Origin of the sequence: Methylotuvimicrobium alcaliphilum 20Z (genome assembly GCF_000968535.2) — a bacterium.
Classification (GTDB): domain Bacteria; phylum Pseudomonadota; class Gammaproteobacteria; order Methylococcales; family Methylomonadaceae; genus Methylotuvimicrobium; species Methylotuvimicrobium alcaliphilum.
Genome location: NC_016112.1, coordinates 2,439,436 through 2,462,232, shown reverse-complemented (window position 1 = coordinate 2,462,232; position 22,797 = coordinate 2,439,436). Strand labels below are relative to the sequence as shown.

General features: G+C 49.4%; 12 protein-coding genes and 1 pseudogene. 11 read left to right on the top strand and 2 right to left on the bottom strand.

Annotated elements, in window-relative coordinates; genetic code table 11:
* Window positions 1–12 precede the first annotated feature (12 nt).
* From MEALZ_RS10625 to MEALZ_RS10615, 3 genes are read left to right on the top strand one after another with little or no spacing between them, the layout of a single operon-like run.
* Window positions 13–3,798, top strand: coding sequence for a hypothetical protein (locus MEALZ_RS10625; RefSeq protein ID WP_046061531.1), 3,786 nt, complete (start codon window positions 13–15; stop codon window positions 3,796–3,798).
* Window positions 3,795–5,219: a contractile injection system tape measure protein gene (locus MEALZ_RS21000; protein WP_014148642.1), complete on the top strand. Its 1,425-nt coding sequence runs from the start codon at window positions 3,795–3,797 to the stop codon at window positions 5,217–5,219. The genes MEALZ_RS10625 and MEALZ_RS21000 overlap by 4 nt, the downstream gene beginning before the upstream one ends.
* A complete protein-coding gene (locus MEALZ_RS10615; RefSeq protein ID WP_014148641.1) occupies window positions 5,216–8,719 on the top strand; it encodes an eCIS core domain-containing protein in 3,504 nt (1,167 codons plus the stop codon). Before MEALZ_RS21000 ends, MEALZ_RS10615 begins: the two co-directional genes overlap by 4 nt.
* Before the next feature lie 928 nt (window positions 8,720–9,647).
* On the opposite strand, the gene MEALZ_RS10610 is transcribed toward MEALZ_RS10615, so the two are convergent.
* The gene (locus tag MEALZ_RS10610) at window positions 9,648–10,889 is read right to left on the bottom strand and encodes a hypothetical protein (protein ID WP_014146701.1); all 1,242 of its coding nucleotides are present in this window, start codon (window positions 10,887–10,889) and stop codon (window positions 9,648–9,650) included.
* A 34-nt stretch (window positions 10,890–10,923) separates the two neighbouring features.
* Window positions 10,924–11,172, bottom strand: a complete 249-nt coding sequence (locus tag MEALZ_RS22690; RefSeq protein WP_014148640.1) for a hypothetical protein — start codon at window positions 11,170–11,172, stop codon at window positions 10,924–10,926.
* Between the two features lie 626 nt (window positions 11,173–11,798).
* Between MEALZ_RS22690 and MEALZ_RS10605 the strand changes: the two genes are divergently transcribed.
* The 8 genes and pseudogenes from MEALZ_RS10605 to cas7c all read left to right on the top strand — a co-directional run bounded on the left by MEALZ_RS10605 (window position 11,799) and on the right by cas7c (window position 22,752).
* Window positions 11,799–13,124 carry an ATP-binding protein gene (locus MEALZ_RS10605; protein ID WP_014148639.1) on the top strand — a complete coding sequence of 442 codons (1,326 nt, stop codon included), beginning with the start codon at window positions 11,799–11,801 and terminating at the stop codon, window positions 13,122–13,124.
* A gap of 600 nt (window positions 13,125–13,724) precedes the next feature.
* Window positions 13,725–13,958 (top strand): annotated as a pseudogene (locus MEALZ_RS23930) (BrnT family toxin); the annotation flags it as partial.
* Window positions 13,948–14,217 carry a type II toxin-antitoxin system BrnA family antitoxin gene (gene brnA, locus MEALZ_RS10590; RefSeq protein WP_014148638.1) on the top strand — a complete coding sequence of 90 codons (270 nt, stop codon included), beginning with the start codon at window positions 13,948–13,950 and terminating at the stop codon, window positions 14,215–14,217. The pseudogene MEALZ_RS23930 and the gene brnA, both read left to right, overlap by 11 nt.
* Window positions 14,218–15,000: 783 nt before the next feature.
* Window positions 15,001–16,251 (top strand): group II intron reverse transcriptase/maturase, encoded by a 1,251-nt coding sequence (ltrA, locus tag MEALZ_RS10585; protein ID WP_014148637.1) that lies wholly within the window; start codon window positions 15,001–15,003, stop codon window positions 16,249–16,251.
* A 443-nt stretch (window positions 16,252–16,694) separates the two neighbouring features.
* Window positions 16,695–19,151 (top strand): CRISPR-associated helicase/endonuclease Cas3, encoded by a 2,457-nt coding sequence (locus MEALZ_RS10580; RefSeq protein ID WP_046061528.1) that lies wholly within the window; start codon window positions 16,695–16,697, stop codon window positions 19,149–19,151.
* 9 nt (window positions 19,152–19,160) lie between these two features.
* Window positions 19,161–19,865 carry a type I-C CRISPR-associated protein Cas5c gene (gene cas5c / locus MEALZ_RS10575; protein WP_046061106.1) on the top strand — a complete coding sequence of 235 codons (705 nt, stop codon included), beginning with the start codon at window positions 19,161–19,163 and terminating at the stop codon, window positions 19,863–19,865.
* On the top strand, window positions 19,862–21,892 hold the full coding sequence (gene cas8c, locus MEALZ_RS10570) for a type I-C CRISPR-associated protein Cas8c/Csd1 (RefSeq protein WP_014148634.1): 2,031 nt from the start codon (window positions 19,862–19,864) through the stop codon (window positions 21,890–21,892). Before cas5c ends, cas8c begins: the two co-directional genes overlap by 4 nt.
* Window positions 21,889–22,752, top strand: coding sequence for a type I-C CRISPR-associated protein Cas7/Csd2 (gene cas7c / locus MEALZ_RS10565; RefSeq protein ID WP_014148633.1), 864 nt, complete (start codon window positions 21,889–21,891; stop codon window positions 22,750–22,752). Before cas8c ends, cas7c begins: the two co-directional genes overlap by 4 nt.
* The last annotated feature ends 45 nt before the right edge of the window (window positions 22,753–22,797 follow it).

The window sequence follows — 22,797 nt, the reverse complement described above, 5'->3', positions numbered from 1 at the left end:
GGTCAAAACGTCATGAAAGCTGAATACGATCAATTTCCAATTTTCGAAGCCAATCAGGTGTTGAGCAACCGGCATCTGAATCAGGTATTTAATTACTTGGACGAGCAAAACCGGCTGACGCGCTCGAACCTGATCGGTATCGGCATCGTATGCGGGTTCGAACTCGAATACACGACGTCTCCGGAAGCGGTTATTCGGCTATCGAAGGGCGTCGGTATCACTTCGGAAGGATATTTGATCAGCCAAGCCGACGATATCGAGCTGAGCGCCTATCGCTCCTACACGCTGCCGAACGATATCGAGTATGCACCATTTGAAGGCTATCCGCTTTGGGAGCTGTTTCCGGACGGCGAGCCGAATACCCAAGCCTTGAATCAACCGTCCGGTTTTCTGAACGATAAGGCGCTGCTGTTGTTTTTGGAGTTGAAAAAGGCCCCGCTGCGCAATTGCAGTCCGAATAATTGCGACGACAAAGGATCGTCGGTGACGGTCACGCTTAGGCGTTTGTTGATCAAACGCACCGATTTAGCCGACATCATTGCCGCGCTCAACGGCCTCGATGCGGGTCTGAGTTCCGCCGATTTGGAAAATCAATTGGCCGAACGTTTCAATCTGCCGGATTTGCGTTTGCCGAATATCAGTGTCCCGAGTACGTCTTTGGCGACTTCGCAGCAGGTCTTGGCGGCATTTCACGCTGTTTTTTCCTCTTCCGGCTTGGCCGCTAAAGTCGGCGAGGCCTTATCGGCCGGGTATCGAGCCTTTAAACCGCTCGTCGAGAACGATTATCCGAACGATCCGTTCGAAGGCTTCGACGCGAAATTCGGTTTTTTGAATAGCCAACCCGATTCGGCCGAACAAGTTTTATTTCTACCGTATTATTACGATTGTTTCGACGACTTGTTGTCCGCTTACGACGAATTCCGCTGGCAAGCGGCTGAGTTGATTTGTTTATGCGGCCCGCCGACAGAGTTGTTTCCACGGCATTTAATGTTGGGTTTATTGTTTCCCGAAGCCGTCGCCGAGCCCGGCCATTACCGGCATCGTTTTTTGCCGTCTCCTGCGGTCGGCGCCTGTACAGAGCAAACCCGAACGCTACAACAGTTGTTCGCGCGTTTGGTCGAGATGGTCGAGCGGTTCTCGAATAAGCCGCCATTAACGAACGATGCAACGCAGCAGATCAAGATAACGCCTAGCCGTTTGGGCGCAGTCGCATTATCGGAGAAGGCGATTCCTTACTATTATTTGCAAAACGGCAATCCGCCGTTGTATCGCTTATGGAATCCGGTTATGACCCGGCGCGGTCGGGACGCACAAAATCTAGGCTACCGCGCCTTTGAATATGCTTCGCAAGCGTTCGTGCTCGATCCGCTGCGTTTCGATCTTGAGCCTTACAATTTTTTGCGCATCGAAGGACACTTAGGCAAACCCTATCAGGATGTACTGGAAAATCTACTGCTGCAAAAAGAGCGTTACCGATTGCCGATACAAATCATGGCATTGCGTACCGGAGCGTTCGAAGAAACCGGAACCGTCGATCTTAAAGAGCATGCCTGTTATTTCGAGGATTTACTGACGCTCTACCGAGCCTACAAGCGAGAAATTTTATGCGCGTCTTCTAAGGCGCTATCGGCTTTGTTGAACAAAAACATCGGCCGGCAAGCTCTCTCCGCCGAAAGCCGCATAGCAAGACTCGATCGTCAGCCAGGTACTCTGGGCGCCTTATTCGCCGAAAAATATCGGGGACGTGATGTGTGCGATTTGGTCGATATCGGCGAACCCCCTTTGATGAATGCCGCGATTCGGTCGGTGGGTTATCTCCACAAATTCGAACATCTATTGGTCGAGGATCTCGCCGAAATCGACTGGCCATCATTGCAGCAAAACATGGAAGGGCTTAAACAATGGACGGCCGAAATCGAAAAACAGCGGGAAGGCGATGAAACCGCAGGCGAACTCGATTGGAAAGCGCTTTCTCTTGTCTTGAAATCGATGCTCGATCAATGCAAGCTCGAAGCCCTGGAACTCATAGAAGAAGAGTTGTTGCGTCGGGTTCGCGAAGTCAAGAAAAAACGCTTTCTGAGCCATTTTTTACAAAAACATCCGGGTATCCGCCATAAAGCCGGCGTGCCCATCGGCGGCACATTCGTGTTGGTCTATCACCAGACGTCCAAATCCGAAGCAAAATCTGGGGTATCCGCAGTGAAAAATGTTGCCGCCGCAGCATCAACCGTTGAAGGCATGCAGCCATCCGTTGCACATACAAGAGCAAAGGCGGCTGCCGATAGGCTGAAAAACAATCCCGCATTGGCGGACGATAAAGATTTGCAATGGCTACTTGAAACCGTGACCGGAAGACCGTTTCGTCCGGAGACAGCAGCGCCGTCGAACTGGCAAAAACTCTTGGATGCGGTTGTCGGTCAATTACCGGACGGTTCGGTCATCGCCGATTTTTATCTGCCTTATTTGTGCTGTTCCGACTGCGCGCCGATTCAATTCGTTTTGCCGAAATCGCCGCCGACCTTCGATATTGAAGTGGGCTGCACGAATCCTAACCATCAAGCGGAAGTTTCCGTGATACCGCTGAGCGGAAAAGCGCCTTATCGTTTGCAACTGAACGATCAAGCCTATGTGCCTTTGACCGATAAGCCGCTGATATTAAACACGGGCGCTCATCGCATTCGCATCATCGATGCCGACGATAGCGAGTCGATCGTGCGCGATATCGTGATCGCCGAGCCTTTGCGCCTGCTCGAACCGGATTATCAATGCCCCGATGCCGATGCCTATATCGTGACCGTGCGGATTACCGGCGGCACGCAGCCGTATTCGGTAAACGGCGAATTGTTAAGCGAAGATGTGTTCGTTTCACCGCCGACAGCGAGCGGTCAAATGCTGCCGGTCGAAGTTGTCGACCGTAATCAATGTAGCGTTAGAACCGAATTGGTCTTTGTTTGCGAAGCGGAATGCGATTTACCGTGTGAAGGTCTGTCGAGACGCTGCGCTTATCGTTTATGGCTGCAAGCGCCCGGTCCGGAAACGCCTTATGAGGTGGTTCGACTAAGCGGCAACCTGATCCATTTCCGCTTCAATGGTCAAAATTTCGAGATAGGTGCAGAAAAAGTCTTTGCGGATGTCACGGCGGCTAACTTGAATCAATCTTTCGATAATACGATAGGCGGAGCCATTAAAATACTGAACGCATCGATAGAAGAAGTGTTGGTCGACGAATTCGGCGAGGCGGGCAGGGGGCGCCTGATCGTCTCATACGAGCCGGACGAAAAGGAACCGTTCTCGGTCTTGCGAATCGAGCATTTTGTTTGCGAACGCTTCAGTCTGGAATGGGCCATGAGCTATGGGCAACCGGCGCCGGTCTTCGATATTAGCGTGCGTTATAGCAATGAGCCGTTGCCTAACGGCAATGCGTTCAACGGTGTGATCATACGAGACCGCAGGCGCAATACCGAAACCCGGATTCCGGCCTTTGACTGCAGCGAACGCAACCAATGCGTGGACGGCGAATTCAGAAGGCTTTGCGACGGACCTGATATCCGGCCCACGATAACATTCGAGTCGGTTGGTACGAACCTAATGAGTTTCTCGGGAGGCGTCGAAGGGAGAGCATCGCCTCCAATCATTGCCTGGATATGGGATTTTCCATCTGCTCGAACGTCAGAATCGTTATATGCCGGCGAAAAAGTCGAAGTTGGGTTCGAGAGCCTTGGACCTAGCGCAAGACTCACCGTAATCACTGCAAACGGCTGCCATTACGTTACCGAACGAACCTTATTGCTCCGATGAACGCAGTGATTCGATGCTATGCGCTCGATGCCGAAACGACCGGCTCCGATGCGGACGGCGTCGAATTACAACGCCTATTGACTCGCTTGACTCACGACAAAATTGTTCAAATTCTCGACGGTGTTTTGGAGCGTTTTTCATCGCCGAACGATTATCTGTATCTCGAACGCTTGACGATCGATGTCGGAAGCATCGAATTGGATAATCTGGAAAGCGAGTTACCGAAAAGAATTGCTACCAATCTGGAAAGCGCCTTAGCCGATATTAGCGCTTCGCATACCGACGATTCGAGGGCGCTCATCGCCGGCGGAAATTATCGGCAATCGAGACAACAAGCCGTAAACGAAGCGCTGTTGTTTTTTTTGAGGACAGGCCGCCTGCCTTGGTCGTTCCGTTTGCCGACTGGTCAAAATTTGGAACAGGTTTTGACCGAAAACTGGCGTGATAACGAGTCCGCCTTGGGTGGCCGGCATTTCAGCAAGGCGCTGATCGGAGTTTTACGAGACGATGCGGCTAGAATTCGTTTGCTTCGGCAGTTTTCGACGGATTCCGTTGCCCGCTTGTTAGTTCGCTATTTTCCGGAAACCGCTGTCGTTTTCGAGAAAATACGGCAAGACTTAACGGATTCCGTACCGCCCGCAATTGCCGAGGAAGACCGCTTAAGAACGGTTGTGCAGAACCTGTTGGTCATATTGTCGTCGGGTCAAGCCGTTAGCCAAACGATGCTGGACAAAATGGGTGAAATTGTTAAAGACCGATACGATGCAAACTACGCGCCGGATCGATATTTCGAAGAAAAGCGGCAACATCAAGACTCTCGGAGAAGCGATTTGGCGTCACGGTCTCCAACACCAGCGACACATCGGCAGGAAGACGAGCCACTAGCGCATTCATCGTATCCCTTCGACGATCCGGATATCGACGAAGGCATCTATGTCGATAATGCCGGCTTGGTGTTGCTGCATCCATTTTTGCCGCAACTGTTTACCGCATCGGCTTGTTTGCAAGACTATAAAATCGTTAAAACCGGCAGGGCTTTAGCGCTTTTGCATTATCTGGCAACCGGAGAACCGACCGCACACGAATACGACTTGGTATTACCCAAGGTACTGTGCAATATCGACTTGCCGATGCCGGTCGAAACCCTAACGGAACTGAGTCTCGAAGAACGAAGCGAAGCCGATGAATTATTGACTGCCGTGGTGAAACATTGGGACGTATTACGAAATACCTCGATCGACAGTTTACGAGGAACGTTTATTCTGAGGCCCGGAAAACTGATGCGGCGCGGCGATGGCGACTGGCAACTGAATGTCGAATATCGAAGCTGCGATATTTTATTGGATAGCCTGCCTTGGAACATTGCAACGATTAAGCTGCCGTGGATGCAAAACCTGCTTTGGGTGGAGTGGAGCCTATGAAAACCGGTGTAAAAAAATCATCCGGCACTGTTTCGAAACCGGCCAATCAAGCTTTTTTTGCCAAAGCCGGTTCGAGCGGATTTTTTGCTGCCGCGAACGAACCGAAAGCGCCGGCCGTGCAATTGAAAATGACGGCCAACAAGCCCGGCGACAAATTCGAAAATGAGGCCGATAACATGGCCGATAAGGTCATGAAGATGCCGGCGCCGGAAGAGCGAGTGCAAAAGGCGGAATTACCGGAGGAAAAAGTTCAGAAACAAGAAGAGCCTCTTCAAAAAGCCGAGCTTCCGGAAGAAAAAGTCCAAAAACAAGAGGAAGAACCGCTCCAAAAAGCCGAAGAGCCCGAGCGAACGATACAAAAGCAAGAAGACGAAATACTGCAAAAGACCGAAGCTCCAGAAGACAAGTTGCAAAAGCAAGAGGAAGAGCCCTTACAAAGGGCCGAAGCTCCCGAGGAAGATCTGCAGAAAGCCGAATCAAGCGACGAAGAGATCCGGAAAAAAGAAGAAGAACAATTACAACGCAAAGGCGACGGCGCGCCAGCCGTCAGTAGCCAAGTCCAATCGGCGATTCATAATAAAACCACCGGCGGCGAGGCTTTGTCAGGCGATGTCCGAGGCTTCATGGAGCCTCGCTTCGGCGCCGACTTCAGCAACATTAGGATTCATCACGACGCCGAAGCCGGCGGCTTGAGCAATCGACTCAGCGCGAAAGCCTTTACCTACCGCAATCACATATTCTTTTCCCACGACCAATACCGGCCCGGTACCGGCGAAGGCAAGCAACTGCTCGCACACGAACTGACCCATACGATACAACAGGGCGCCGCCGTGCAGCGGAGTCCGCAGGTGACGACGACAACGACACCGCCGGCCGTACAGCGGCTCGGCGTTCGCGATGCGTTGGATTATTTCGCCGACAAAGCCTATCACATACCCGGCTTTCGGATGCTGACGATATTGTTGGGCTTCAATCCGATCAACATGCGTTCGACCGACCGCAGCGCGGCCAATATTCTCAGAGCCTTGATCGAGTTCATACCGGGTGGTCATTTGATTACGCAGGCGCTCGATAACCACGGCGTATTCACCAAGGTCGCAAGCTGGGTCGAACAAAAGATTGCGGAGTTGGGCGATATCGGCGCTTCGATCGTATCCGGTTTGAAGCAATTCTTGGATTCGCTCCGCTGGCGGGATATCTTAAACCTCGGCGGAGTATGGAATAGAGCCAAGCGTATTTTTACCGACCCGATCGGCCGGTTGATTTCATTCGCCAAAGGCTTGGTCGTCGACATCCTGAAAATGGTCAAGGATGCGATTCTCAAACCTTTGGCAGCGCTGGCGCAGGGCACGGCCGGTTACGATCTGTTATGCGCGGTGCTCGGGCAAGATCCGATTACCGACGAACCGATGCCGCGCAATGCCGATACCTTGATCGGCGGCTTCATGAAGCTGATCGGTCAACAAGAAATCTGGGAAAACCTCAAAAAAGGCAATGCCGTCGCACGAGCCTGGACATGGTTTCAAGGTGCATTGGCCGGCTTGATGGGCATGGTCAGAGCCATACCGGGCAAGATCGTCAATACCCTTAAATCGTTGACGTTCGCAGATATCATTACCGTGGCCGGCGCGTTTAGTAAAATCGTTAGCGCGTTTTTAAACATCGCCGGCGAGTTCATGATCTGGGCCTTCAATCAAGTGATCGGTTTATTGGAGATTCTGTTTTCGGTCGTCGCACCGGGTATCATGCCTTATCTGCAAAAAGCCAAAGGGGCGTTTCAGAGCATCCTAAGGAATCCTATCGGCTTCGTCGGCAATCTGGTCAATGCCGGCAAAATGGGTTTTCGGCTATTCGCCGGGAATATCGTGAAGCATTTGAAAACCGCGTTGATCAAATGGATCGTCGGGCCGTTGGCGGATGCCGGCGTGTACATTCCGAAATCGTTCAGTCTGATTGAAATCGTCAAGTTGGTCTTGTCGGTATTGGGTCTCACTTGGCAGGCAATACGCGCGAAATTGGTCAAGATCATTCCCGATCCGATTCTGGCCGGTTTGGAAAAAACCTCGGAAATATTGGTGACGCTGGTCAAGGAGGGGCCGGCCGCTGCCTGGGAGCAAATCAAAACCGAATTGAGCGAATTGAAAGACCTGCTGATCGCGCAAGTCACGCAAATGGTTTCGACTGAAATCGTCAAGGCCGCGATAACCAAGCTGGTTAGCATGCTGAATCCGGCCGGCGCGGTGATTCAGGCGATCATCGCGATTTACAATACGATCACGTTCTTCGTGCAAAAACTGAGGCAAATCGGCGCAGTGGTCGGCGCGTTCATCAATTCGATCGCGGCGATCGCAGCCGGACAAATCGCCGCCGCGGCCAAACGAGTCGAGCAAACGATGGCGAATACCTTGACCTTGGTGTTGGCGTTCCTGGCCAAATTCGCGGGCCTCGGTAATATTCCTGAAAAAATCGTCGGTATCATCAATAAAATCCGCAAGCCGATCGATAAGGGATTGGATAAGATTGTGGCTTGGTTGGGGAAAATGCTGAAGAAGGCCGGTAGTGCGCTATTGCAAGCCGGCGTTCCGAAAGACCCTAATGAACGCCTGAAGTTGGCGGCGAATGCGGCTGTCGCCGCCGCTCGAAAATTAACAGGTCGGATTACTAAGCCGTTACTAACGGCTGCTATGAACTTTATTAAAGTCCGTTATGGTTTGCAACAAATAGAACCTTACGAAAGAGACGGACAGTGGTGGGTTAAGATGACGATTAATCCGGTTACCAACCAAAATCTAGGTGTACCTAGCGGTGCGAAGGTACCAACTGGAGGAGTTTCTGAGCCAGTCACAGTCGGTTCCTGGATTAAGAATTTAAAAACAGGTTTATTCGAGCGAGTAAGCGCTGCAAGATCCGTTGTTAAACGAGGAGCGGATGGGCAATTAGAAGCCGTTTCTTTTTCAACCACAAAAACCGATGGCACGGCCGGTTTATTGAGTTACAGTAAAGAAGGGGTCGACTGGGAGCGCAGCAGCTTTTCGCATCCATCGAATTTTGTAATTTTGGAAGGGAGCGGCGCCACTTTTGTGTTAAAACCCGGTGTCCGTGGTTCAAATAATATACGTTCAACATTTTATTCGGATTCATCGTCAAGTCGTAGCAGCATAAAAAATAGCAAGTTGCCGGCATTGAAACACCCAAACGATTCGACAAAGTTTTTAAGTGAAGGCTCAGCCGCGGACGAATCGGCAGAAGGTTATACACAAAAATTAAACGGGAAAGCCATTGTACCTTTGGCGCACGCTTCCCCGGATCATGACCCGCCAATTGCTGTTCACTGGACGAATAAGCAAGGTAACGACACGACGCAATCATCCAGGGAAAATTGGAATAGCAGTTTGACGACTTATAAGCTGATGTCCAAAAAGCTTAATAATAGATTGGGAAGCAGAGGCGTTAATTATACAGAGAAGGTCGGTGTTAATTTCCGAGGACCGGGGGAGTAGTAGTTGAATTACACTTATTTCGTCGAATACCTGGGAACGGTACTGTTGGAAAAATCAGTGGGTATTGAAAGTCAATGGCTTCGAAAATCGCGACGAAGGCGTCGCTCCCAGTGCGCCCAGGAGGGCACAAAATCAGCAGGGTGTAAGTCCCTGTCGGCGTAAGCCATAACGTCGTAGCTGAAAGTAACTGCGTCACCGCGAGGTGGGGTGGAGAGCAACTGGAGGCAAAAGAGCAGTCCGCAGTAAAGCGAATCCGATTCGGCGGGGTAAGGCGGCGAGTCCCCTGGGAGTCGACGAAGCCTGAAAACCATCATTTACGTTGTTGTGGCAGATAAAACGATAAATGGGCCTACCTTGTGGTTGGGAGTGGAATGTTCAGAAGGTATTGTGAAGAAACTGGGGAGACCTGTTACGGAGGTGACCGTGGCAGGAGTCAGAACCCTTATATTACCGTAAGTCGAGGAAGCTCAAGGCAAGGCGAGGACAGTGTGGCACCGCTGGGAAACCAGGCGCAAACAGAGAAAACAAACACGAGCCTAAACCGAGAGGGGAAAAGATGGTAAAAGCCGGCTAGCAAAACCGGCCATAGGAAAGAAGGGTAGGAAGGTGGAAACGAGGTAGCGTTCGGTGTCACGGCCATTAAGCCAACCTCAGGTAAAAGGCTTAAAGAGGCTCAGCCGTTGAAGGGAGCCGAAGGTAACGAATCAAACCGAGTTTGCGGGCTGACGTGGTAACGCGGAGTAATGGGGTTCACCAATTAATAACACCATTGCTCACCAGCTTGTCCCGATGAGGAAACCACCGACTGGAGAGCCGTGTGCGGGAGAACCGCATGCACGGTTCGGAGGGAGGGGAGAGAAATCTTCCCTACCCCTATCAAAGGGTCGGATGCTCTGTGGGAGCGATCCTAGCCTGTCGAAAGACTGATCTAGTCCGTTATTATTTTCCCCGATTTTTGGCTTTTATGTTTAAAAAATTCTTGGCGCTTTTTTCTTACCGTATAAGGGATATTCTTCTCCTCCCAGTGTGCTAGATCTACTTGAAATGCTTTATTTAATGCCTGGTCAATCACCGCTTCTTTTCGACTGCCACATAAAGCAGGAATCAATAGCACGGAGCGATTCATGTCGGCTTGCGGACTGCGTTCAAGCATGTATTTATAATTTCCAAACAGCGTTTCAATAATATCGCTACTGCTTAACAACGGCAGTTCGGTCAGCTCTGCTTGAATCTGCACATGCTTTTTTAACCAAGCTTGTAGGTGTGTTTTGACTTTAGAATTTCGCGGCAATGTTTTTGATAATTGGTAACATTGTTGGTAGGTGACTTTGTTAAGCCCTTTGTTTTTAATGATTTCCATCACCTCTGAGACTATTTTAGTCGTCAACGCGAAGCGCTCAATAAAGGGTTTCATCCGTAAAAAGCCCGGAAACACCGTCCGTAATTTAGCTAACACGCTGCCTTTCTTCGCGCCGCCTTTAACGGCAAAGACATCCAGCATTTTAGCCCCCCATTCACCGAGTTTACTGATGCTTTGAAAACGCCCTTTAGTCCGTAATTTAGGGGGTGTCAAACAGGCAAATTCTGTCTGTCTCAGGCATTTCGCACCTTGACCCAGTGCCGCAGTAAAGGCTTTATAATCCGCTGTTTTTTCAAATTGACTTTTCAGCGCGCTGGCCATGCAGTGACCGATGTCATCAATGACGGGCACCGGTTTTTCTTGTTTGGCCGACCACTGTCGCACACCTTTTGCTAGCGTGTAGTCGCAGTCTTTAACAATCGCTTGAGGTACGCCGGCGATAGCAAAAATGTCCTCTAAGTCCTGGCAAACCGTCTGATGATTAACCGTTTCACGCACCTTAAGACCGATACATTCACAATCTTGCAATTGAATGGCGCTGCCGCGTTGGCATAGAGACTGTGTTTTTACGCGGAGCACGACCAGTGCTTTTTTAGTCCCTATATCAATGGAGTAATCAATAATCGCAATCCAAGGCTCGCACGTTGGGCACACTTGGCGCAGTAACCCTAAACCAACGCGCAAACTCCAGTTAATCACCGAAGTAAAATGTGGCGTCCACGGTAATTCAAGCGATGTTTGTGAATGAAATAATTCAAGAATGCGCGGAACGCTACGAAAAGAAACCACCGCATCAAGCACGATAAGCACGCATAAAAGTCGCGTTTGCTGAGCTTGTGTTATGTCAATAACCGTTGAAGTATTCGCGGGTACAACAGCAATATCCTGGGTTGCTAGGGTTGACTGATGCTCGAAGGTAATGTTTTTTTGCTTCGACAAGCTGTTCTAACTGGCAATTATTCCGTTTCAGTTCCGCTATTTTTTTCAAATGACGTTTTTGTGTTTTTCTAAGCTCACGAAGCTCAGCTGCGCGCTCAGTCGCTTTGTTTTTCCATTCATCGCGGCTGTTTAGTAGTTTTGACATTTGAAGCATAGTATTTGGGGGATGGGTTAAAATAAGACCTATTTATACCGCATACAGCGATAATTTTAAATCCACAAGCTGAGGAAATAAAATCACTGTAAAGTGAACAATTATAAGCCATTCAGGTGTGCTTCTTTTAGCTAAGTCATTGATTAGTCGCTTTATGAGCAAAATAAAAGCGGCTTAAGCTGTCGTTTTGGTCAAACGATTGCGTCCAGAATGATTTTAAGTTATTGAATATTAATAAGGTATGTGATTTGATGCATGCGTTTCGACAGCCTAGAGCGATCCCCAGATCGCGATTTCGAAGCCTAGTGTGTTGTTAAGCGACAATCAATGGTATCGAGGCCTCATTGGCTAAGATTGCAAAAGGGTAATTCAAGACTTATGTATAACGATGAGCGGTACTTCGTGGAAACCCAAACCTTCGCTGCCGAGACAAGATCGCTATGCATTCTAACGCTGGAGCGGTGGAAGCGAGTCCTGTAGGGTACGCTGTGCGTACCACGGTAACCCTACTGGTGTTAACCAAGCCAATATGATTTGACCTGAGTAAGGATTCGATGCTTAGGAATAAGCATAAATCGGCATTTTTTTCGGTCCTTATCCTCAATAAAATTCAATGAAATGACTCAATGAACGTTGACATCGTGAACCTTGAAATAGCCCTTAACTGGTTAAAATCCTTTATTGAAGATTGCCTATATTCACGCCTTAGAAAACCCTCGGAAATTGAAATAAAGTCGTTGAGTTTTTATAGCAGTGAATCATGGCTGACCGAATTCATAGAAAAATACAACCCTAGCCTGGAAGAGTTTGTCGTACTGTTACTCGCTATCGTTCCTCACCTCCAACCTCATTTCTTCAATAAATTGATTTCCGAGTTTCTTCCCGAAGGCGGCGATTTCCCCGAATTCGGCGGCGTCAAAGGCACTAATCACCGAGGCATTCTTCCCACCGGCGAAACCGCGCAATTCATTCTGGCCGGGGACGATCTGGAAAAACGTCTCGAAATTCAAAAAATCTTCAACGACGACCATTGGTTCGCGAAACAAAAAATTCTCCGGCTCGACCCGGTACCCGAAGGCGAGCCGATCATGAGCGGGCGCTTGGTGCTCGACCCTGAAATCGTCGAATGGTTGACGCTCGGCACGATTAGCAAACCGCGCTTCAGTATCGACTTTCCGGCCGAATATATCGAAACCGAAATGGCTTGGGACGACTTGGTATTGCCGCCGTCGACCTTTAAACAAATACGCGAAATCGAACATTGGATCGAATACAACGATACCTTACTGCAAGACTGGGGCATGAAGAAAAAGATCAAGCCGGGCTATCGGGCGTTATTCTACGGACCGCCCGGCACAGGCAAAACCTTGACCGCGACACTGCTCGGCAAGCAGACCGGCAAGGACGTGTTTCGAATCGACTTGTCGCGCGTCGTATCGAAATACATCGGCGAAACCGAAAAGAACCTGTCGCGTTTGTTCGACAAGGCCGAAAACAAAGATTGGATCTTATTTTTCGACGAAGCCGACGCATTGTTCGGCAAGCGCACCGACATACGAGACGCCCACGATAAATACGCCAATCAAGAAGTCGCTTATTTGTTGCAGCGGATCGAGAACTATAACGGCTTAGTGATTCTGGCCTCAAACCAGCGAGCCAATATCGACGAGGCGTTCGTGCGGCGCTTTCAAGCGATCATTCACTTTCCAATGCCGGGTGCGGATGAGCGCTACGAAATTTGGCGCAAAACGATTCCCGAACAACTCGAGGTTCATCTCGATATCGATTGGCGGCAGGTAGCGAACCGGTACGAACTGTCGGGAGCGAGCATTTTAAATGTCACGCACTATTGCGCGGTTGAAATCATGGCGGCGCAAAGCGTTAAGCTCGACCTAAAGAGACTAGAAACCGCGATCCAACGCGAATTCATTAAAGAAGGCAAGGTTGTTTAGATTTTGCTCGCTACTATAAACCTAAAGCAGCAGATGATATGTGCTGTAGGCCGTTCCTGCCGAGCAAAGAAAGCAACCGTAGGGTCAGCTAACTTAAGCGTCATTCCGCCAGGGATTGGCGGAATCCAGTGCCATGGATGGTAATGCCTAACCTTACCTGGATATCGGTAATCCATGCCAATATGACTAATAAAGCGGCAAATGCGCATAGGATAAGCACTAAGTTAGCTCTTATGGGTGCATGGCGTTACCATGAAACCAGCATTGTTTACCAACATTTTCTGCTCTTTTCATATCTCATCAAGCAATTGATATTAAAAGTATAAAAAATTATCTTCATGAGAGCCAAATCGAAGCTTGAAGGGTCTAAAACACCTTCACCGAATTGGTGAAGCTCTTTTTAGGATAAAGCATCCCATCCATGCTGATACAACCGGGCCGGGCTTGTTCAACACTAAGCTCCAGACGACGTCGGCGCTGACGCGCCTCCCCGGCTAAGCTTGGCGATAGCAGCTACTCCCACGTTTTCCCCTCTTTGCCAAATGAGTAAAAAAAGAATATTTTATACTCATGAGCGACTTTGAATAAGATGACGATAAAAGCCAAGCCAATCTGGAAAAGCACGGAATCGACTTTCTGGATGCCCAGGCCCTCAGGCGAGACACTGACCTGCTGGAACTCCAAGCTAGATCGGATGATGAACCTCGTTTTCTGGTCATAGGTCTGATTGATTCGAAACACTGGTCAGCCGTCGTCACCTATAGAAACGGAACAGTTCGGCTTATTTCTGTAAGGCGCTCCCGCAAACGAGAGGTAGAACTATATGAAAGCTAAAGATTTTGATAAGAAATTTGACCAAGGTAAAAAAGACATCATTGATGATCTTGACTTATCCACGGCGCGTCGTGTCAACCAGGAACAGAAGCGCATAAATGTCGACTTTCCTTCGTGGGTAGTAGACTCGTTGGACCGTGAAGCGGCTCGTATCGGTGTTACCCGGCAATTGATCATCAAGGTCTGGCTGGTTGAGCGCTTGAAAGCTGAAGCTGCTAACAAAGCCCTCAATGGTGATGCCTCAAACGGCGCACATTAGCAGAGCGTTAAAGCGCACTGATGTCGCACCTCTTCGCCAATTTCTGTCTTTCCGTCGCACCCAAAAGATCGTCATGCTATCGCTGGCGGAGCAATTCTTTCAATTGATGAGTTAGTTGCCGAAATTACGTTATAAACTTAACGAGGCGCTCAAGCGGTCGGCTTAGCTTTGCGTTATGGGAATGAGGGAAATCGTTTCAACAACATTCGCTGAAAATCTTGGAGTGTGCCACAGGCACACAAACTGACGCTATACGGAAATAGCGATCAGATGTGTATAAGCTCATTGGAAGATGATGGTAGGTCCATCAAAGTCTGTTGTCGGAAACCGGCTTTAAACCACCTCAAGCTGCTTGTATTAAGAGTGCAGGTAGTGAGCGTTGAGGAAAAGCTAATTCATAATTAGCAGGTAGGGTACAGAGAGACGAGTTAAACCGAACCTATGTTGACGCGTCGTTATTCAGAGACTCGACATCAAAACCTGGGGCGTCCAAGACTTCAGGGATGAGTCTGCAAGCGGATCCGAAGTCTGTGCAGATGGTGTCCGGCGTATAGTGGGCGTGACTCTGTACCGGGCTTTCAATGGGAACTGTGGGAACCAGTCATCATGATGTTAAGGGAGAAATGCAAATCACTAAATTGATAAGTATGAGAGTACCGATGCGTGATACTGGGGCGGAGTTGCTCGTAGTAGTGTTGAAGCGTTTGTAATGAACGAGGAGCGAAGGGGCAACATCAGGCAGCCTTTATTGCTATCACAACTGTTGAAAGGCAGGAGGATGATATGAGCGAGGCAAAGCCATTTGTCATTTCGAAATGGCAAGTGATGCGTGCATTTGAATTGGTGAAAGCCAATGCGGGTGCTGCAGGTGTTGATAGGCAATCGTTGGCAGATTTTGAAAGAAATCTGAAAGACAATCTTTACAAGTTATGGAATCGGCTGTCGTCCGGCAGTTACTTCCCGCCGCCTGTCAAAGCGGTAGCCATACCGAAGAAAGCAGGTGGCGAACGGATTTTGGGTATACCCACCGTGAGTGATCGTATTGCTCAGATGGTCGTCAAACTGGAATTTGAACCCCAGGTTGAGCCGCACTTTTTGCCTGACTCGTATGGCTACAGGCCGAATAAGTCAGCACTCGATGCGGTGGGTGTCACGCGAGAACGTTGTTGGCGCTATGACTGGGTACTTGAGTTTGATATTAAGGGATTATTCGACAATATACCGCATGATCTATTGCTTAAAGCGGTCTATAAGCATACCGATACGGCTTGGGTGAGATTGTATATCGAGCGCTGGTTGACGGTGCCGATGCAGATGCCCAATGGGGAATTGAGTAGCCGGGGAAAAGGCACGCCACAAGGTGGAGTTGTCAGTCCGGTGCTCAGTAATCTGTTTCTGCACTATGTCTTCGACAAATGGTTGCAAAAGCACTACTCGGATACACCCTGGTGTCGTTATGCCGATGATGGTCTGGTGCACTGCCGGAGTGAGGCAGAAGCCAAACACATGCTGGAAGCACTGAAACAACGCTTTCAGTCCTGTGGGCTTGAACTTCATCCGGTGAAAACCAAGATTGTTTACTGTAAAGATGGAAGTCGCAAAGGGCGCTATAAGCATACCTCCTTTGATTTTCTGGGGTATACGTTCAGACGGCGACTGTGTAGGAATCGCAAAAGAAACAGTGTGTTTGTAAACTTTACGCCGGCGGTGAGTAAAGCGGCGCTGAAGTCAATGCGAGGAAAGGTCAGAAAGTTACGAGTCAGAACGCGTACCGAGTTGAGCTTAGGGCAAATAGCACAATGGTTGAATCCCATCATTAGGGGATGGATAGGCTATTATGGTTGTTATACCCGATCTGCGTTATATGGTATGTGTCGTCACGTCAACATGACTCTGGTGAGGTGGGTAAGACGAAAGTTCAAGCCGCTACGCCAGCATAAAATAAAGGCAATGCTGTTTCTGGAGAAGATTGCAGATCAACATCCAAACTTGTTTGCCCATTGGCGGGCGGGAATGATAGGTGCGTTTGCCTGATGGGAGCGGTATGAATCGAGAGGTTCACGTACCGTTCTGCGAGAGTCTGTGGGGGAAGTGCCTGCGGTCTACTCAACAATGGAGCGTTAGCGAAGTGAAGATTTTTAGCCACCGATAGCCGTATTGCCGGGTGTTTTGCCGGAGTCCGCGCGAATAGCGCAGGCGGAGGCAAAATACAAGGCTTTTAGTGCAATGCAGTTTCGTCGGCGTGAGGGAAATTAATCCTGCCCCTTTTTCTAGTTCCAATTTTTTCGGCTTACTTTGGTCATTTCGATTACTTTGCCAAGGGCAAGGCTTTATTGTCTAGCGTAAACGGTTGGCATGCTCTACATTTGCAGAATGAGAATGCCGATTTAATTTGTCTTGGAACCTTCGGAGTTTTCACCAGAGTGAACGGTATATCTCGTCTGAAATAGATAAAAATTTTGTATCGAGATCGTATTTTGAAAATAAAAGACACGCTTTATGTTGCACATGTCCGTTCTAATGATAAGAAAATACAAACTTTGGAAGAGCACCTTATCGATGTTGCTGAAATTGCAAAAAAACTGGCCACTAAAATCAACCTGCCGGAAGCGGGCGAATTGATCGGTTTGCTGCATGATTTCGGCAAATACAGCACTGAGTTTCAAAATTATCTGCAATCAGCCACGGGGCTGATCGATCCTGACATCGACAATGAAGCCGTCGACGCCAAAGCGCTGAAAGGTAAAATTGATCACTCCAGCGCCGGTGCGCAATGGATTTGGCAAGAGTTGAGCCGTTATGGCAATAACGGCGAAGGCCGCTTGTGCGGGCAGATTATGGCGGTTTGCATTGCCTCGCATCACAGCGGCCTGATCGACTGCCTGAAACCGGACGGCAGCAACGGTTTCAATGTGCGCATGCAGAAAGACGACGTTCGAACGCATTTGGCCGAATGCAAGGAGAACGCCGACAGTCAAATTCTCGAACGAGCAAAGAAACTAATGGACAAGCCGCTGCTAAAAGCGATGCTCGAACAAATCAGGGTAATGATGATGTCCGGCTCGAAGCAGTCAACAACGATACGAGAATTTTATTTGGGCTTTTGGACGCGATTTTTGTTTAGCTGTCTGATCGATGCCGATCGCATCGACAGCGCCGATTTTGAAACACCCGGTAATGCGTGCTACCGAAACAAAAACGACTTGCAATTGACAGTGGCGATAGAACGTCTGGAATTGTTTTTGGCAGGATTCTCGAATAAACCGACCGAATCCAATACTCCGATTGACGGAATCCGGCGCGAAATTTCCGAAGTGTGTAAAAACCGTGCCCACGAGCCGCAAGGCATCTATACGCTGACCGTACCGACCGGCGGCGGCAAAACCTACGCAAGTTTGCGCTATGCCTTGCACCACGCTCAAAAGCATAAATTGGAGCGCATCATTTACGTCATTCCATATACTTCGATCATTGAACAAAATGCCGCCGCGATACGCAGCGCACTTGAACGGGAAAGCGATGCGTATCCGTGGGTGCTTGAACAACACAGCAATTTGGAACCGGAACGACAAACCTGGCATAGCAAATTAGCGGCAGAAAACTGGGATGCGCCGATCGTTTTAACGACAATGGTGCAGTTTTTGGAAACTCTGTTCGGCGGCGGCACACGCGGTGTTCGGCGCTTACATCAACTGGCGAACAGCGTCGTGATTTTCGATGAAATTCAAACCCTACCGATTCAGTGCACGCATTTATTCTGTAATGCGCTAAACTTTTTAGCCGATCATGCCGGGATGACCGCCGTACTGTGCACCGCCACGCAGCCGGTGCTGGATCGTTTGCGGGCGTCGGACAAAGGCCAGTTGTCGTTACCGCAAAACAGCGAGTTGATGCCCGATATCAGCGGCTTGTTCGATCAACTCAAGCGGGTCGTTATCAGTGACAAGACCAAACCCGAAGGTTGGAGCGAAGACGAAATCGCCGAATTGGCGCTGACCGAACTCGACACAAAAGGAAATTGCCTGGTCATCGTCAATACCAAAGCCTGGGCGCAGGCCTTGTATTTGAAATGCGCCGAAACCGTCGATATCGAAAGCCTGTTTCACCTGAGCACAGGCCAATGCGCCGCGCATCGAAAGGCCTTGTTCAAGCTTATGCGCCAGCGTTTGGCGGACGGGTTGCCGGTGCTATGCATCAGCACGCAATTGATCGAGGCGGGCGTCGATATCGATTTTGCCGGCGTCGTTCGTTTTTTGGCCGGACTCGACTCGATAGCGCAAGCGGCGGGGCGTTGCAATCGCAACGGACACTTGTCGACCGCGACGGTGCACATTGTCAATCCGGCTCGGGAAACCATATCGCAATTGATCGATATCAAGGTCGGCCAGGAAAAAACCAAGCGCGTTTTGAGCGAAATCGAAGATGAAGACTTATTGTCTCCCGAAGCGATGCGGCGTTATTTTCAATACTACTTTTATGACCGTGCGGATGACATGAGTTATCCGCTTTCGGCCAAACAAGTGGGAAGGGACGATTCTTTGTTGAATTTATTGAGCCAGAACAAGTACAACGTCGGAGTCGGTGCCGCATTGCATTTGAAGCAATCGTTCATGACCGCCGGCAATGTGTTCAAGGCGATCGACGCGCCGACGCATTCGGTTATCGTGCCGTATCTTGAAGGAAAGCAGTTACTTGTCGAGTTGGGCGGTATCGCCAAACGATTTGAAGCGCGGCGGTTTCGTGAATGTTTGCAACGCGCTCAGCAATACAGCGTCAATGTCTTTCCGAACGTCTGGCGCCGACTGGTCGAACAGCAGGCGGTTTACGAAATTCAACCTGGCGAAGGAATTTACGGTCTGGACGAGCGTTATTACAGTGAAGCCTTCGGCCTGTCGACCGAGCCGGTCAGCAAAGCCGAGGCAATAATTTTATAAGGAGTGTTCGTGAAAAACAGCATCAGTTTTCGATTGTGGGGGCGTCACGCCTTATTTACCGATCCGGTAACGCGCATCGGCGGCGAGAAATGTTCTTATCATCTGCCGACCTATGAAGCGATCAAGGGCGTGCTCAAGTCGATCTACTGGAAACCAACCTTGATCTGGTACGTAGATAAAGTCAGAGTAATCAAGCCGCTGAGAACGCAGACCAAAGGGACCAAGCCATTGGTTTGGAACGGCGGCAATACGCTGGCCATTTATACCTTTTTACGGGACGTTGAGTATCAGGTACAAGCGCATTTCGAATGGAACGAGCATCGGCCCGAATTGGCAAAGGACAGAATCGACGGCAAGCATTACAGCATCGTACAGCGTATGCTGGAACGGGGCGGCCGGCAGGATATTTTTTTGGGCACGCGCGATTGCCAGGCTTACGTCGAACCGTGCGAATTCGGCTCTATAGAAGGTGCTTACGATGAAATCGACGAATTGGCATTCGGCTTGATGTTCCACAGTTTCGCCTACCCGGACGAAACCGGCATCGACGAATTGCACAGCCGATTTTGGCACGCGACGATGAAAAAAGGCATTTTAGAATTTCCAAGACCGGAAAACTGTCCGGTCAGTCGTTTCGTCAGGCCGATGCGCCGCAAGCCGTTCGGAATAGGCAGTAATTTACTGGCCGTCGAGGATGAGGAGAATCGCAGATGAGTTGGATGGAAAAGCTTTATCAAACCTATGAAGCGGCGATATTACTGGATTTGCCGATAGAACAGCGTTTGATGCCGATTAGTCATACGAATCAAAATGCTCATATTAATATCGTTATCAATGGTGAAGGTAATTTCAAGCGTGCAACAGTGCTGGAAAAAACACAGATCGTGTTGCCGGCTACCGAACAATCAGCCGGAAGAACAGGAACTAAACCCCCTCCGCACCCTTTGGCGGATAAATTGCAGTATGTAGCCAAAGATTATTCAGAATTCATAACTTACAAACCAAGCTTTTTTGAGGAATATTACAAGCTTTTAAAAAGCTGGTGTGATTCAAAATTTAGCCATCCAAAAGCAAATGCCGTTTTGGAATATGTAAAAAAAGGAAGAGTTATTTCAGATCTGGTAGAGAACAAAATCTTATTCTTAGATCAAGAAAAAAAATATTTATTACGCCAATGGACAAGCGATAGCAGTGATGAAATGCCCCTAATTTTTAAAGTTTTACCTAAAGAAAAAAAGCAGGTAGACCAGGGGGCTGCATTGGTTTGTTGGTCTGTTGAAATTGAAAATCAACCAGATTCTGACACATGGAAAGACATTAGCCTGCAAAATAGCTGGAACACATTTATTTCAGCTAATGAAGGTGTGGGGGGACTATGTTTTGTTACAGGAAATTTCACTGCACTTGCTTCTAATCATCCTGCAAAAATACGTCATACTGGAGACAAGGCCAAATTAATTTCATTCAATGACTTTAATGGTTTTACAGTCTTAGGAAAATTTACTGATACCAAAGAGAGTTTTAAAAAAAATGGTAGCCAGTCGGTCGGAGTTGGACTTTTAACAACGCAGAAAGCTCATAACGCATTGCGCTGGCTCATATCCCGTCAAGGCTACCGAAACGGCGATCAAGTCTATGTAGCCTGGGCGGTTTCGGGTAAGCCGATCCCGGAACCGTTGGCCGATACCTGGTCTTTTCTGAATACCGGCGATTTCGATTTGGAAGAAGTCGATCAGGCCGAGGCGCCTGAGCAAACGGACGACACTGTCGATCATTCGATTGATTTAGGCCAATCCTATGCGCAACAGCTGAGCAAAAAAATGGCCGGCTATCGGGCCGAATTGACGGCCAACGAGCAAATCGTCGTGATGGGCATTGATTCGGCGACACCCGGGCGTATGGGAATCCTCTATTACCGTGAATTATTTCGGGACGATTTTTTCAATCGGCTTGAGTCCTGGCATACCGAGTTTTCGTGGCCGCAACGTCATACGCTCGAAATTCCGAACGATACGGGGAGAAAACCGAAAACCAAAGTCATTTGGCCGGTCAGTTCGCCCGTTCCTATCGCGATTGCCAAAGCCGCCTACGGCGAGAAGGTCACCGACAATCTCAAGAAAAAAGTCATCGAGCGCTTGGTGCCCTGTATCGTCGACGGTCAACCCTTTCCTTGGGATTTGGTCGACAACTGCATTCGCAAGGCGACTAACCGCAACGCTTACGCCAGTGATGGACAATGGCTGTGGGAGAAAAACCTCGCCATTGCCTGCGCGCTTTTCAAAGGCTATTACCGCAGACACCCAAACTCAAATCAAAGGAGAAACTATGCCATGGCATTAGAAGAAAACAATCGATCGCGAGACTACTTGTACGGACGGTTACTTGCGATCGCCGAGCGTATCGAAGAAGTGGCTCTTAATGTCGGCGGGGAAAACCGGTCGACTACAGCGGCTCGTTTGATGCAACGCTTCGCCGACCGTCCCTACGAAACTTGGCGCTCGATCGAGTTGGCCTTGCAACCCTATATTCAACGATTGCGCGTGTCGCGCGCCGGCTTTTTAACCAACCGGCAGAAAGAGCTCGATGCCGTGATCGCTTTATTTAATGGCGAAGATTTCAGAAGCAAAGCGCCGCTTTCCGGCGAATTTTTGCTGGCATATCACTGCCAGCGGCAAAAATTCAAAACGAAAACAGACACTCACGAACCCAACGAAACTGAAGCACAAGGAGACTCAGAATGAGCGAACTGGACCGAAACACATTGAGCCATAAAATCGACTTTGCCGTTATTTTCAGCGTCGATCACGCCAATCCCAACGGCGACCCGCTCAACGGCAACCGGCCGCGCACCGATTATGACGGTTACGGCGAAATGACCGATGTTTGTCTGAAACGGAAAATCCGCGACCGCTTGCAAAGCGAAAGCTTTTCGATTTTCGTGCAATCCGACGAAAAGAAAACCGACGGTATGACCAGTTTGAAAAATCGGGCCGAAGCGGAACCACCAATCGGATTGGGTAAGGATGCGTTCAATCCCAAGAAGCAAAGCAAGGATCAAACCGCGCAAATGGCCTGTGCGAAATGGTTTGACGTTCGCGCTTTCGGGCAAGTCTTTGCGTTCGGTAAGGACGGCGATGCAGCCGGCGTTTCGATTCCGATTCGAGGGCCGGTCACGATCCAATCGGCTTTCAGCGTCGAACCGGTCAGTATTACCAGTACGCAAATCACCAAGAGCGTCAACAGCGAAGGCGATGGTAGTAAAAAAGGAGCCGATACGATGGGCATGAAGCACAGGGTCGACCATGCCGTTTATGTCGCTTACGGTGCGATCACGCCGCAACTGGCCGAGAAAACCGGGTTCAGCGATGACGATGCCGAGGCGATCAAAAAGGTTTTGCCGAGACTGTTCGAAGGCGATGCGTCATCGGCAAGGCCCGAAGGCTCCATGGCCGTCAAAAAAGTGATTTGGTGGCAACATAATAGCCGAAGCGGTCAATATTCTTCGGCCAAGGTACATGGCAGTTTGACGGTCAATGCCGACGGCAGTTATGAGCTGGAAACGCTTCCTGGATTGCAGCCGGAGGAAAAAGAAGGCTTTTGACGACAAGCTGTAGGAGCGACTTCCAGAGCGCGACTGAATGGTTTT

Excerpts from the sequence above, each read along its gene's own strand:
- MEALZ_RS10625 (WP_046061531.1), top strand. The coding sequence starts at position 13 with ATGAAAGCTGAATACGATCAATTTCCAATTTTCGAAGCCAATCAGGTG.
- MEALZ_RS21000 (WP_014148642.1), top strand. The coding sequence starts at position 3,795 with ATGAACGCAGTGATTCGATGCTATGCGCTCGATGCCGAAACGACCGGC.
- MEALZ_RS10615 (WP_014148641.1), top strand. The coding sequence starts at position 5,216 with ATGAAAACCGGTGTAAAAAAATCATCCGGCACTGTTTCGAAACCGGCC.
- MEALZ_RS22690 (WP_014148640.1), bottom strand. The coding sequence starts at position 11,172 with ATGCTTCAAATGTCAAAACTACTAAACAGCCGCGATGAATGGAAAAAC.
- MEALZ_RS10605 (WP_014148639.1), top strand. The coding sequence starts at position 11,799 with ATGAACGTTGACATCGTGAACCTTGAAATAGCCCTTAACTGGTTAAAA.
- brnA (WP_014148638.1), top strand. The coding sequence starts at position 13,948 with ATGAAAGCTAAAGATTTTGATAAGAAATTTGACCAAGGTAAAAAAGAC.
- ltrA (WP_014148637.1), top strand. The coding sequence starts at position 15,001 with ATGAGCGAGGCAAAGCCATTTGTCATTTCGAAATGGCAAGTGATGCGT.
- cas8c (WP_014148634.1), top strand. The coding sequence starts at position 19,862 with ATGAGTTGGATGGAAAAGCTTTATCAAACCTATGAAGCGGCGATATTA.
- cas7c (WP_014148633.1), top strand. The coding sequence starts at position 21,889 with ATGAGCGAACTGGACCGAAACACATTGAGCCATAAAATCGACTTTGCC.